The organism is uncultured Ferrimonas sp., from assembly GCF_947489035.1.
GTDB lineage: Bacteria > Pseudomonadota > Gammaproteobacteria > Enterobacterales > Shewanellaceae > Ferrimonas.
The window spans coordinates 64,348-77,392 of sequence record NZ_CANLCI010000014.1; the positions used below are offsets into that span (position 1 = coordinate 64,348).

Consider the following 13,045-nt stretch of genomic DNA (forward strand, 5'->3'; position numbering starts at 1 on the left):
TGCACGGGAGCCGGTGCGCTTCGATTGGTTTAGTGCGCGGGGATCGCTATAATGGCGGCCTATTTCGAATTTAAGTGGTAAAGCAAGGCGATGTTTAACAACCTATCCGAGCGTTTAAACCAGACGCTAAAAAACATCAGCGGTCGCGGTCGTCTAACCGAAGACAATATTAAGGACACCCTACGCGAAGTGCGTATGGCGCTGTTGGAAGCGGATGTTGCCTTGCCAGTTGTGCGCGAATTTATCAAAAGCGTGCGCGAGCGTGCGGTTGGCGCAGAAGTAAATAAGAGCCTGTCTCCCGGCCAAGTGTTCGTCAAAATCGTCCAGTCAGAGCTGGAAAAGGCGATGGGCGAAGCCAACGAAGCATTAGATCTTTCCTGTCAGCCACCGGCCGTGGTGATGATGGCGGGTCTGCAAGGTGCCGGTAAAACCACCTCGGTGGCAAAACTGGCCAAGCACCTAAAAGAGAAACACAAGAAAAAGGTGTTGGTGGTTTCGGCCGACGTATACCGTCCAGCGGCGATCAAGCAGCTGGAGACCTTGGCCGGTGAAGTGGGCGTTGAGTTCCACCCGTCTGACATCTCGCAAAAGCCGGTTGCTATTGCGAATGGCGCCATCGACTTCGCTAAGAAGCAGTTTTTCGATGTGGTGATTGTCGATACCGCCGGCCGCTTGCACGTTGATAGCGACATGATGGACGAGATCATCGCGTTGCACGCGGCGATCAACCCAGTAGAAACCCTGTTTACCGTTGATTCCATGACCGGTCAGGATGCGGCTAACACGGCCAAAGCATTTAACGATGCGCTGCCATTAACCGGGGTGATCCTGACCAAGGTGGATGGGGATGCCCGTGGTGGTGCCGCGCTGTCGATTCGCCACATTACTGGCAAGCCAATTAAGTTCTTGGGTGTGGGTGAAAAGACCGACGCCTTAGAACCGTTCCACCCGGATCGCGTTGCCTCCCGCATTTTAGGCATGGGCGACGTGTTGTCGTTGATTGAGCAAGTCGAAGCCAAGGTTGATAAAGACCAAGCGCAGAAACTGGCGAAGAAGATCCAAAAAGGCCAAGGCTTTGACCTCACCGATTTTCGCGATCAGCTGCAACAGATGAAGAACATGGGTGGCATGATGGGCATGCTGGATAAGTTGCCCGGCATGAGCAACCTGCCGCCAGAGGCGTTAGCGCAGGTGCAAGACGATAAGCTGACCAAACAGATGGAAGCGATCATCAACTCAATGACCCCCAAAGAGCGTACGCGCCCAGAGATCATCAAAGGTGGCCGGAAGAAGCGCATTGCCGCAGGCTCGGGTACCAGCATCCAAGAGGTCAACAAGCTGCTGAAGCAGTTTACCCAGATGCAAAAGATGATGAAGAAGATGAAAGGCGGCGGCATGAAGAAAATGATGCGTGGCATGGGCGGCATGATGCCACCAGGCATGAAGATGCCGCGCTAACGGATCCTCTGCCAAAAACGACAACTATAATTGCGTTTTTTGGCCATTAAATCGCCCGCGACCTTGCATTGAGCTTAAGTTCAGGTAGAATCGCGGGGCTTTCTACCTTGGGGCCATTTTGGCCCCAATTTTATTCACCATTAGAGGATGTAAACCGTATGGTAACCATTCGTTTGGCTCGTGGCGGCGCAAAAAAGCGTCCATTCTACTCAGTAGTAGTAGCGGATTCCCGTAACGCTCGTGACGGCCGTTTCATTGAAAAAGTGGGTTTCTTCAACCCTGTAGCTCAAGGTCAATCTGAGAAGCTGCGTTTAGACCTGGACCGTGTTGAGCACTGGATCGGTCAAGGCGCGTCAGTTTCTGACCGTGTAGCTACCCTGATCAAAGACGCTCGCAAAGCGACTGCTTAATCAGGTAGTAGGTAGGGCAACTGATGACCAACACTCGTGAAATGATCGTAGTCGGCAAGCTTGGCTCCGCCTACGGGATCCGCGGTTGGCTGAAAGTAACGGCCTTTACCGACGAGCAAGAAGGTATTTTTGCTTACTCACCTTGGGTTATTGATATCCAAGGCACCAAGCGTGAAATCAAGGTGCTGGAATGGCGCCGACACGGCAGCGGTGTAGTGTGTCGCTTAGATGGGGTCGATGACCGCAACGACGCAGAACGCTTAACCAACGCAGAGATTTCCATTGGTACTGAACAGCTGCAAACACTGCCAGAGGACGAGTTCTATTGGCGTGATCTGGTTGGCTGTGAAGTGGTAAACACCCAAGGCTACAACATGGGCGCAGTTTCTGGCTTGCTGGAAACCGGTTCCAATGATGTGCTGGAAGTGAAAGCCAAGAGTAACGATGCCTTTGGCAAACGTGAACGTTTGATTCCGTTTGTCACTGGTCAATTCGTCCTTGAGGTCGATTTGGCTGGAAAACAAATTAAAGTCGATTGGGACCCAAGTTTCTGAGCAGGAGCTTCCTATGTGGTTAGGGGTAGTAACCCTTTTTCCCGAGATGTTTCGTGCTATCACAGACTTCGGGGTAACCGGTCGAGCCGTTAAAAACGGCATTCTTTCGGTGCAAACGTGGAATCCTCGTGATTTCACCCATGATAAACATCGCACAGTGGACGATCGCCCTTACGGTGGTGGCCCCGGCATGTTGATGATGGTGCAACCGTTGCGCGACGCCATCCACGCCGCCAAAGCGGCTGGTGGGGAAGGCACAAAGGTGATCTACTTATCCCCTCAGGGGCGTCGTATGACGCAAGCTGGGGTGGAGCAGTTGGCCACCAATGAGCGCATGGTGTTGGTGTGTGGTCGATACGAAGGTGTTGACGAACGCATCATCCAAGCGGAAGTGGATGAGGAGTGGTCCATTGGTGACTACGTCTTAAGTGGCGGTGAACTGCCGGCGATGAACCTAATTGATGCGGTGTCCCGTTTGGTGCCCGGCGTCTTAGGCAAAGCGGCCTCGGCAGAGCAAGATTCGTTTTCGGACGGCTTGTTGGACTGTCCCCACTACACCCGACCAGAAATTCTGGAAGGGCAGCAAGTACCGGAAGTATTGCTTAGCGGCAATCATGAACTAGTTCGAAAGTGGCGCCTCAAGCAGTCCCTAGGACGCACTTGGGAGCGACGCCCAGAACTCTTAAATAACCTAGCTCTGACTGACGAGCAAGCTAAATTGCTTGCCGAGTTTGTAACCGAGAAAAACGGTTAAGCGTTAGAGTTTTCAGTATATCTAGGATGAGTATATTATGAGCAATATCATCAAGCAGCTTGAACAAGAGCAGATGAAGAGCGACTTGCCAGCCTTTGGCCCTGGTGACACCGTCGTTGTTCAGGTACGTGTAACCGAAGGCGACAAGACTCGTCTGCAGGCTTTCGAAGGCGTTGTAATCGCCAAGCGTAACCGCGGTCTGCACTCTGCGTTCACTGTTCGTAAGATTTCCAATGGTGAAGGTGTTGAGCGTGCGTTCCAAGCACACTCTCCACTGGTAGAAAGCATCGCTGTTAAACGTCGCGGTCGCGTACGTCGTGCGAAACTGTACTACTTGCGTGAGCGCAGTGGTAAGTCTGCACGTATCCGTGAGCGTCTGAACTAAGATCAGTTTCTGATCTGACGTTACAGTCTTAAACAGGCCCGCCATTTGGCGGGCCTGTTTTTGTTTCATTGATGGATAAATTGTTTATTTCAACGCTTATTGGCTGATTTTGCAGTCAACGGGCTGTTTACATAAGTTGCTTGGCTTGGCACTCTGATTGCAGACCGTGATATTACGGCGTGATCTTAGATTCGAGGCAGTTATGCAACAGGACCGCATTAACAATATCCACATCGACTCAGAACGAGTTCTTACTTCCCCTAGCCAGCTGAAAGCTCAGCTGCCGCTGTCCGACACTGCCCGTCACTATATTCTCGACGCTCGCCAAACGGTGAGTGACATTGTGCAAAAGCGCGATCCGCGTTTGCTGGTGATCACTGGCCCTTGTTCCATCCACGACATCGATGCCGCGAAAGAGTACGCGCTGAAGCTGAAAAAACTGCACGATGAACTGCAGGGCAGCTTCTACTTGGTGATGCGGGTCTACTTTGAAAAACCGCGTACCACCGTGGGGTGGAAAGGGCTGATCAACGATCCCGACATGAACGGCTCTTTTGATGTGGAGAAGGGCTTACGCCAAGCCCGTGAATTGCTGCTGTGGTTGGCCGAGTTAGGGTTGCCGGTGGCGACCGAAGCGCTGGATCCCATCAGCCCGCAATACTTGGGCGAGCTGTTTTGCTGGTCGGCCATTGGCGCTCGTACCACGGAATCGCAAACCCACCGCGAGATGGCGTCAGGCTTGTCGATGCCGGTGGGCTTTAAAAATGGCACCGACGGCAAACTGGACGTGGCGATTAATGCGCTGCAGGCCGCGTCTCACAGTCACCGCTTTATGGGGATAAACAACGATGGTCAGGTGGCGCTGCTGACCACCGGCGGCAACCCCGATGGCCACGTGATCCTGCGCGGTGGTAAGCAACCAAACTACGATTCAGTGAATGTGGCGTTAAGCGAACAAGCACTGCATAAAGCTGGGCTGAACGCCCGTTTGGTGGTGGACTGCAGCCACGGCAACTCCAGCAAAGATCACGCCCGTCAGCCCTTGGTGGCGCAAAATGTGTTCCATCAGATTTTGGATGGCAACACCTCGATCATCGGCTTGATGCTGGAAAGCCACTTATTTGAAGGCAACCAAAGCGCCAACGGCGACAGCTTGCAATATGGGGTGTCGATCACCGATGCCTGCATCGATTGGGACGCCACCGAGTCGTTACTGCGGGTTGGGGCCGAAGCCTTAGCGCCAACCTTGCCAACCCGATTTGCGGAGGCCTAATGGCAGAGCCAAGCAGTACCGCGCTTGAAGCGTTGCGCGATCAAATCGACCAAGCGGATCAAGAGCTGTTGCAAGTGTTACGTCGTCGCCTCGATTTGGTGGCGCAAGTGGGCACCATTAAACACCAAGAAGGCTTGCCGATTTACGCTCCGAAGCGCGAAGCCACCATGCTGGCCAAGCGCCGCAGTGAAGCTGAAGCGATGGGGGTGTCGCCGCAACTGATTGAAGATCTGCTACGCAGAATGATGCGTGAATCCTATGTGTCCGAAAAGGACGTGGGCTTTAAGCGCATCAATCCGGAGCTGGGGCCGGTGGTGATCATCGGTGGCGGTGGCAAATTGGGGGGCTTATTTGCTCATCTGTTTGAGTTATCCGGTTACGAAGTGCGGATCTTTGAACAGCAAGATTGGGGCAACGCCGACGCGATTTTAGCCGGAGCGGGGGTGGTGTTGGTGAGTGTACCTATCGACGTGACCGAACAAATCATTGCTCAGCTGCCTCCGCTGCCAAGCGATTGTTTGCTGGTGGATCTGACCTCCATCAAGCAAGCGCCCCTAGCGGCCATGTTAAAGGCGCACAGCGGCCCAGTGATGGGATTGCACCCAATGTTTGGCCCGGATGTGGCGAGCCTGGCGAAGCAAGTTGTGGTGGTGTGCCATGGCCGTGGTGCTGAAAAGTATCAGTGGTTGTTAGAGCAGATCACCATTTGGGGGGCGCGCTTACACGAAGCCAGCGCCACCGAGCATGACCAAGCGATGCAGCTGGTGCAGGCGATGCGTCACTTCACCGCCTTTGTGTATGGCATGCACCTCAAGCGTGAGCATGCAGACATCGAACAACTGCTGCAGTTTTCGTCGCCAATTTATCGCTTGGAGCTGGCGATGGTGGGGCGCCTGTTTGCCCAGGATGCCAGCCTCTATGCCGACATCATCTTTAGCCAGCCCGATTCGCTGGTGCGAGCACGGCACTACCTAGAGCGCTATCAACAAGCGTTGGAGATGTTAGAAAGTGGCGATAAAGAGGGGTTTAACCGCACCTTTGCCAATGTGGCCAACTGGTTTGGTGATTTCGCTCAGCAGTTCCAGCACGAGAGTGCCAACATGCTGATGATGGCCAACGACAGCCGCAGCGGTTAATTCCGCGTCTTTATTGCTGCCGTTACCGTGATTAATGCCGTTCAGTCTGGGCGTCAGCACGCTTCGCGGTAATGAAAAAAACGGCCACCGATTGGTGGCCGTTTGTGATGGTGCGGCAGGTGCGGCTGGGGTTATTCGGCGTAGAGCGCTTTCATGAATTCACCGTAGTCGCGTTCGCTGAACTGCTGTTCACCCAGCTGGATCAGCACCCCGGACACGCCCATTGCTTGCGCGGCTTGCGCCAGCTGCGCTTGGGTGTGGGCGTCGTCTTCGGCTCGGCCTGGTTCAATCACAATCGGCAGATGAGTGAGCTGACGCAGTTTGGCGATTTGGTGCAGATCCACCCCCTCTTGATGGCGCTCTGCCAGTAGCATTACCTGTTGATTCCCCGCTTGCAGGATCTGCTCGGCGGCGGCCAACCATTGCTGGATGCTGGTGCCGTAGCCTTGGGTTAGCAACACCGGCCGTGCTTGGCTGCCCAGGGCATGCAGCAGCGTTTGGTTGTGCATCTGAGCCGCTGCAACCACCAGCAGCTGCACATGGGTGCCCAGTTGAGGCAGCTGGCTGACTTGGTTAATGCGCTGCGCCACAGGCAAGCTTTGGCTGGCTTCTGGGTGTTCGCTCAGCAGCAGGTGGCCGCCTTGTTCTTTGATCAGCCGTTCCGCTTGAGCAACGGCTTGGTTGCAGTGGGCTATGACCTGCAAGCTACCGTGACCAAATTGGCTGGAGCCGATGCGGATCTGACTGTCGGCATGTTTATGCTGGCGGCTGTACAGCGGCGCTTGCTGCTGATCGCTGGGCGCAGGATTAACGCGGGGATCGTCTGCCAGCTGTTCGGCGCTGAGCTCGGTTGGCAATATGGTGTCGCTGGGGTAGCAACCAAGCACCTTGATGAAACGGGTGATTTTGGTGAGTTGTCGCAGCGCTTGGCGCATCGGCTCGGCGTCTTGGTTGGCGGCGATGTCGAGGTAAAACATCTCTTCCCACGGATTGCCATGGATCGGCCGTGATGCCAGCTTGGTCATGGTTAACCCGTGCTGTTTGAGTACCAGCAACGCTTCCACCAAGGCACCCGCTTGCTGACTGGTGGCCATCAATAAAGTGGTTTTGGCGGGCACTTGCAGTGGCACGGTAACGGGTTTGCGTGCCACCACAATAAAGCGGCTTTCGTTGCGATCTTGATTGGCCAAGCCCTGTTCAACGGCATTGAGACCGTAGAAACTGCCGCCCCGGGCGCTGCCAATGGCGGCGGCATTGGGCTGCTGGCTGGCGCGAGCCATCGCTTCGGCGCTGCTGGCACAATATTGCTGATCCCAGTCTTTGCTGGCGAGATAGCCACTGCACTGGGCATGCACCTGGGGGTGAGCAAACACGGTGCGAACCTGATCAGACTGGCCGCCATCGGGCAGTAACAAGCAATGAGCGATGGTTTCGGTGGTTTCCCCCACCAAGGACAGGTTGGTGCTTTGCAGCAGATCGAACACTTCATTGATGGCACCGGAAGAGGTGTTCTCTACCGGTAATATTCCATAATCCGCTTGGCCATCTTCCACTGCCGCGATGATCTCATCGAAGCTGGATAGGCCCATTTCGATCAGTTGCCGATCGCGGCGTTCAAAGTAGTGATAGGCGGCGATGTGACTGTAAGAACCTTTTGCCCCTAGGTAGGCCACTTTCACGGATTCGGGTTGTTCGGGGTTGATGCGTTCTTGGAACCAAGCTTGTTGCCGCAATACGGAATCTTCGATGATGGCGTGGAACAGCCGTGATACGTATTGGCCATCCAGCCCTAAGGCGCGGCCTTGCTGCACTAAGCGGCCTAACAAGGCACTTTCTCGGTCGGGATCGCGCACGGGGCTGATGGCATCGGCCTTGGTTTGCGCTACTTGTAAGCTCAGTTCACGCCGCTGTGCCAGCAACTGCAATAGCTGTTGATCCAAGGCGGTGATCTGCGCGCGGATCGGCTCTAATGGGTTGGAATGCTGCATCGACGCTCCGTTACAAAAAAGCCTCCCGGTTGGGAGGCTTTCGATGATGAGTTGGGCTTACGCCACGCCATCGCCTCCGAGAGTTCGGATCAGCATAAAGCGGCTAAATCGGCGTGGTTGGGTAAGTTGCATACTAGGCAAAGTATTATTGCGTTGGCTTGCTGTCAAGATGTAAAAACACCCGCCGCAGCGGGTGTTTATGACTAACGAGTCTGAGGCTTATTCGACGATGTCGGCTTCCATTACCGCGGCGGTACGATCGTGGCGGCGGCTGGTTTCTTTATCAATCTGCTTATTCACTTGGCGCTCTAGGCGCTGCCCCAACTGTGTGATGGCGGTGTACAGATCCTCGCTATGTGCTTTGGCAAACAGATGGCCAACACTGCTGTTGGTGGTCGCTTCTACGTGGAACTCTTGCCCTTCCTGAGTAATGATAATGTGCGGCCCAATAAGGTCGATGTCGTGACGTGCTAATTTGTCGAAACAAGCGTCGATACGCTCTTTCATGGTTTCGGTTACAGCGACAGCTTTACTGGTGATCTCAATACGCATACTGTGTCTCCTTCGCGACCTTTCTGTTTTCTTCAACTCCAGACTAACGCCGTAAGGCACCGACAAAAAGTGATTCTTGTCACATTACAGTGCGGTTGGACGATTAAACAACGAACAGTGAGTGATGGCGTATAAATGCGGTGTTTGGTCTTGATATTCGTTCATTTTCAGCTGATATTGGATGGGATAACCGCGGCAGTATTGACACCATTTAGGGAGAAATCGAGTGTCTATTCGCGTTTGGGATCCGGTTGTGCGGATCTGTCATTGGGGCATGTCTGTGCTCTTACCCCTGTGCTGGTTCAGCGCCGAACAAGGCGAGATGGAGTGGCACCAAACCTTTGCTTATCTCTTGGCTGCGCTGCTGTTAACCCGACTTTGTTGGGCATTGGTGGGCAGCGAAACCGCCCGATTTACTCATTTTGTTCGGTCTCCGGTGCAGGTCTTTCGCTATCTGCGCCACTGGCGCACCCCGCGCCAAGCGCACCTGGGTCATAACCCTGCCGGCGGCTACATGGTGCTGTTGTTGTGGGGGTTGTTGTTGTTGCAATGGGGCAGCGGTCTCTTCAGCAGTGATGACATCCTGACCGAAGGCCCTCTGTTTGCCAGCGTCAGCGGTGCCGTATCTTCGGCACTGACTTGGTGGCACCATCTTGGTTTTAACCTCCTGCTCGGGGCCATTTCGCTGCATCTGCTGGCGATATTGCTGTACCGCTGGCGCGGGGTGGCCTTAGTGCCAGCGATGTTGCATGGCAAGCGAGAGCTGGCCACGGCACAGCCGCACCAAGCCTCGTTATGGCTGGCGTTTGGGCTGTTGCTGGGGTGGTTGCTGGGGTTTGGCTATTGGTTGATTTGGCCGCTGTGGTAGATGCCTTGCGGTAATCAATAAAGGGCCTTAGAACAAGGCCCTTGGTATGACGGTTATTCCGCCTTGAATTGGTCGTGGCACCCTTTGCAGTTTTTGCCAACGGCCCCAAACGCTTTGCCTAAGGCTTTGAGATCATCCTCTTTACTGGCAACCGCCAATGCGGTGGTTGCTTGCTGAAATTTGTTGGCGATGGCGTCAAACTCGCTGCGATGGGTCCAGATCTCCGGCAGGGCATCGGTGCTGCCATCGTCGGCGCCGCGCACATGAAAGCCGTTAAATGGAATGGGAGCCAGTAAGGCTAAATGCTGGGCTCGTTCGATAAACACCTGTTTATCCATCGGCTTCTTCTTCTTTAGCATGGCCGCCATGTCGGCGAAATTCTCTTTGATCAAACCAAATGCGGCTTGACGGTATTCGATGGCGTCTTGGCCATCGTCAAACGCGCCTTTGGCCTGTGCGCCGCTGATGCACAGCATCAGTACGCTTGCTACTGCCCACGATTTCATAGTGTTGTTCCCTGTAATGAATACTCAGATCTGCGCCATTGCTCAGCGCGATGTTGCGCTCAGATATTAACGTTGTTGCGACAATGAAAACCAGCGCCATTTTTGTGTGATTAGTCTCTCATTTCAGTTTGTTGTGGTTGTTTGTCGAAGACTGTAATGCTGTACTGGCTCAGCATTACAGCGATGGAGCAACGCAATGACAGAACAACGATGGCAAGACGTCTTACAACTGCTTGGTCAGCAGAAAGCGACGGATCAGCTCGATCAAGTGTTGGGGCTGCTGCTGAGCCACGATGAACGCCAATCCTTAGGCGGCCGACTGGCGGTGATCCGTGCTTTGCTGGATGGCGAGCTGAGCCAACGGCAGATCTCGGCGCAGTTGGAAGTGAGCATTGCCACCATTACCCGCGCATCAAACAACCTAAAAACCATGACTGACGCGGAGCGAGATGAACTTGCTGCGCGGCTACAACGCTAAAATATTTATCAAGTCGGAGTGACGTAATGTCTGACACCACAGCCACATTGAGTGCAGCTCAATCTCAAAAGAAGCCCGGAATTTTAGGCGGCGCGATGATCGTTGCCGGCACCGCCATCGGCGCAGGCATGTTTGCTCTGCCGGTGTACAGCGCGGGCATGTGGTTTAGTGTCTCTATCGCCATGTTGGTGTTTTGCTGCTTCTGTGCCTACAGCTCTGGCCTGTACCTGGCTGAATCCAGCCTTAATTACCGCGATGGCGCCAGTTTTACCACCATTGCCGCGGACACCTTAGGGCCAATCGGTAAATTGATCGCCACCGGCTCAGTGGCTTTTGTTAGCTTCATTTTGTGCTACGCCTACATCTCTGGTGGCAGCTCGGTGGTTGCCCAAACTGCCGCCAGCGTTGACATCGAGATCTCTCACAGCGCCGCGGCCATCATCTTTGCGGTGGTGTTCTCGGCGGTGGTGTTAGCCGGTTCGCGCATGGTCGATCGTGTTGCCACCATTATGCTTGGTGGCATGGTACTGACCTTCTTTAGCTCTACCGGCATGATGGTGGGTACGGTAAACACTGCCAGCCTGTTTCCGGCCATCGATCTGAGCGAGAGCGGCTCCTACGTGTGGATTGCGATCCCAATGTTGGTGACCAGCTTTGGTTACCACGGCACCGTCCCGTCGCTGGTGAAGCACTACCAAAAAGACATCAGCCGTGTGCGCCAAGCGCTGCTGTTAGGGACTGGATTAACGCTGCTGGTGTACATCGTGTGGCAGCTCACCATCATGGGTAACGTGTCCCGTGATCAGTTTGGCGAGATTGTGGCCCAAGGCGGTAATGTGGCTACCCTGATCAGCGCTGTGGGTCAGTCCACCGATGTTTCTGGGGTCGAGTCTATCCTGATGATGTTTGGTAACCTGGCACTGGCCAGTTCCTTTATCGGAGTGGCACTGGGTCTGCTTGATTTAGTGAAAGACACCCTGTCGCTGGACGACAGCATGAAGGGCACATTAACAGCCGGTACCATTACCTTCTTACCACCAGCTTTGCTGGGGGCGGCACTGCCACACGGCTTTATTACCGCCATCGGTTTTGCTGCTCTGGCGGCCTCCATCTTTGTGTTGGTGCTGCCACCGCTGATGGCACGAGTGCTGCGTAAGCGTGGCCAAAGCCAAGGCTTCCAAACCGCAGGGGGCTTGTTGCGCCTGGATCTGGTGTTGGCCTTCGGGGTGTTAGCGGTCCTGGTTGAAGTGGCCAACTTGGCGGGGATGTTGCCGCAATTCAGTTAACTGATGCTTAACGAGGCAGCCATAACGTTGGCTGCCTCAATTCCTTGTAATCATCCTGCTTTGGCCGCTTACGTAAGTAAGCGGCCTTTTTTTGGTTAACGCGTTCACTCTCAAGCATTTTATTGGCGGTTGGCTGATCGCAGGCAGCCATCGCAGGCAAACGTTTACATTTTTTCGGTAACAAATCCGGCCGAAATCGCTAAGACCAACGTTTTAACTGGGTATATCGAGGCAGCGGTACGCCTTCTTTCATTGCGTTGAGTGTCGTTACGGCAAGGAGCCACTCATGTTTGACCGACATCGTTGCTATAACAATGTCAGCTATCTGCTCGCTGGGATCATGGCCTGTTTCATTGCCACGTATGTGGTGATAGACAACCTCTGGCAGGCTGATTACCCCAATGCCTTCGTGTTGATGATGCTGGCTTCTGTTGGGCTGTGGCTGGTGTATCAGCTGCTGCACCATCGTTCCAGTTTACGCAGTAAGTTAAGCTTTATTGCCGCCATTTCCTTGGTGGTGCTGGATGCGCAAGTGATCTACCCCAATGCCCAAGAGGCGCGGATCTGGATGCTGCTGTTATTGTGTACCAGCTACACCACCTTGCCGTTGCGTTGGGCTTTTCTTACCAGCTTATGCTGCTGCGGTGGTTTTTACGCGGTGGTGTGGGCACGGCCTCAACCTGAGGATCTGGCGCTGAGTGGCGGTTTTGGGCTCATGCTGTTGGCCCTGTGGGGTTCGCTGCATCTGTTTAACTACCAAACCAGCAGTTTGCTGAAGCAGTTTCGCACCCAATCGATCACCGACGATCTAACCGGTTTGCTGAAACGGGGCGAGTTAGAGCGTCGATATTTCGAGCACAACCAAGGGCGTCGTCGTGACGATGAGTGCCTGTGCTTGCTGGTGATCGATTTGGACGATTTCAAGTTAGTGAATGACCGCCATGGCCATTTGGAAGGGGATAGGGCACTGCAATGGTTGGCCCAGTGCATGTTGAATGTGGTGCGAGAAAGCGATGTGGCGGCGCGGGTGGGTGGCGATGAGTTTTGCCTGTTGTGCCCTAATTTAAGCGAGTCCCAAGGGCGACAATTGGCGTTGTCGTTGCAGCAGAAAGTGGCCCATGGGGCGTTGTTGGCCGGATTGCAGGCACCGCTGCAAATCAGTATTGGGATCGCCGCCGGCCGCTGTGGCCAATACGATTTTTCTGAGTTGTTTGCCTGTGCCGATGCGCGCTTATATCAAGCCAAGGCACAGCGCTCGGCCGCCGCGGTGGCGTAGTTTCGGTCAATTGCCCCAAAAGTTGTGCGCGGTGGCAACGGTAAAACAGCAAAGCCAGCAGAAACAAGAACGCCGCGGATCATCCGCGGCGTTTATGATTGGGGCTCTACTTGGCGCTGAG

At 54.4% G+C, this 13,045-nt stretch carries 14 protein-coding genes; 11 read left to right on the plus strand and 3 right to left on the minus strand.

All coding sequences use genetic code 11. From position 1 onward, the window contains the following. Nucleotides 1–90: 90 nt before the first annotated feature. The 7 genes from ffh to tyrA all read left to right on the plus strand — a co-directional run bounded on the left by ffh (nt 91) and on the right by tyrA (nt 5,970). Nucleotides 91–1,458 carry a signal recognition particle protein gene (gene ffh / locus Q0796_RS10300; protein ID WP_298442627.1) on the plus strand — a complete coding sequence of 456 codons (1,368 nt, stop codon included), beginning with the start codon at nt 91–93 and terminating at the stop codon, nt 1,456–1,458. Nucleotides 1,459–1,616: 158 nt separating this feature from the next. Further along, nucleotides 1,617–1,868 (plus strand): 30S ribosomal protein S16, encoded by a 252-nt coding sequence (gene rpsP, locus Q0796_RS10305; RefSeq protein ID WP_298442629.1) that lies wholly within the window; start codon nt 1,617–1,619, stop codon nt 1,866–1,868. A gap of 23 nt (nt 1,869–1,891) precedes the next feature. Then, nucleotides 1,892–2,422, plus strand: a complete 531-nt coding sequence (gene rimM, locus Q0796_RS10310; protein WP_298442631.1) for a ribosome maturation factor RimM — start codon at nt 1,892–1,894, stop codon at nt 2,420–2,422. 13 nt (nt 2,423–2,435) lie between these two features. Next, nucleotides 2,436–3,176, plus strand: coding sequence for a tRNA (guanosine(37)-N1)-methyltransferase TrmD (gene trmD, locus Q0796_RS10315; protein ID WP_298442634.1), 741 nt, complete (start codon nt 2,436–2,438; stop codon nt 3,174–3,176). 37 nt (nt 3,177–3,213) lie between these two features. Continuing rightward, complete coding sequence (rplS, locus tag Q0796_RS10320; protein WP_298442636.1) at nt 3,214–3,561, plus strand: 50S ribosomal protein L19; 348 nt, start codon at nt 3,214–3,216, stop codon at nt 3,559–3,561. A 202-nt stretch (nt 3,562–3,763) separates the two neighbouring features. Next, nucleotides 3,764–4,834: a 3-deoxy-7-phosphoheptulonate synthase gene (locus tag Q0796_RS10325; RefSeq protein WP_298442639.1), complete on the plus strand. Its 1,071-nt coding sequence runs from the start codon at nt 3,764–3,766 to the stop codon at nt 4,832–4,834. Next, entirely contained in the window at nt 4,834–5,970 is a 1,137-nt protein-coding gene (gene tyrA / locus Q0796_RS10330) for a bifunctional chorismate mutase/prephenate dehydrogenase (protein ID WP_298442642.1), read from the plus strand. Before Q0796_RS10325 ends, tyrA begins: the two co-directional genes overlap by 1 nt. A 131-nt stretch (nt 5,971–6,101) precedes the next feature. On the opposite strand, the gene Q0796_RS10335 is transcribed toward tyrA, so the two are convergent. Together Q0796_RS10335 and raiA are read right to left on the minus strand one after the other, a co-directional pair. Next, the gene (locus Q0796_RS10335; RefSeq protein ID WP_298442644.1) at nt 6,102–7,958 is read right to left on the minus strand and encodes a chorismate mutase; all 1,857 of its coding nucleotides are present in this window, start codon (nt 7,956–7,958) and stop codon (nt 6,102–6,104) included. A 219-nt stretch (nt 7,959–8,177) separates the two neighbouring features. Further along, on the minus strand, nt 8,178–8,510 hold the full coding sequence (gene raiA, locus Q0796_RS10340; RefSeq protein ID WP_298442647.1) for a ribosome-associated translation inhibitor RaiA: 333 nt from the start codon (nt 8,508–8,510) through the stop codon (nt 8,178–8,180). Nucleotides 8,511–8,736: 226 nt separating this feature from the next. On the opposite strand from raiA, the gene Q0796_RS10345 reads away from it, so the two are divergent. After that, entirely contained in the window at nt 8,737–9,378 is a 642-nt protein-coding gene (locus Q0796_RS10345) for a cytochrome b/b6 domain-containing protein (RefSeq protein WP_298442650.1), read from the plus strand. A 53-nt stretch (nt 9,379–9,431) separates the two neighbouring features. Here Q0796_RS10345 and Q0796_RS10350 read toward each other — a convergent pair whose 3' ends face one another. Continuing rightward, a complete protein-coding gene (locus tag Q0796_RS10350; protein WP_298442652.1) occupies nt 9,432–9,884 on the minus strand; it encodes a cytochrome c in 453 nt (150 codons plus the stop codon). A 196-nt stretch (nt 9,885–10,080) separates the two neighbouring features. Between Q0796_RS10350 and trpR the strand changes: the two genes are divergently transcribed. The 3 genes from trpR (at nt 10,081) to Q0796_RS10365 (ending at nt 12,924) form a co-directional block, all read left to right on the plus strand. Next, nucleotides 10,081–10,362 carry a trp operon repressor gene (trpR, locus tag Q0796_RS10355; RefSeq protein WP_298442655.1) on the plus strand — a complete coding sequence of 94 codons (282 nt, stop codon included), beginning with the start codon at nt 10,081–10,083 and terminating at the stop codon, nt 10,360–10,362. Between the two features lie 26 nt (nt 10,363–10,388). Next, the gene (locus tag Q0796_RS10360) at nt 10,389–11,648 is read left to right on the plus strand and encodes an aromatic amino acid transport family protein (RefSeq protein WP_298442656.1); all 1,260 of its coding nucleotides are present in this window, start codon (nt 10,389–10,391) and stop codon (nt 11,646–11,648) included. 286 nt (nt 11,649–11,934) lie between these two features. Continuing rightward, complete coding sequence (locus Q0796_RS10365; protein ID WP_298442658.1) at nt 11,935–12,924, plus strand: GGDEF domain-containing protein; 990 nt, start codon at nt 11,935–11,937, stop codon at nt 12,922–12,924. The last annotated feature ends 121 nt before the right edge of the window (nt 12,925–13,045 follow it).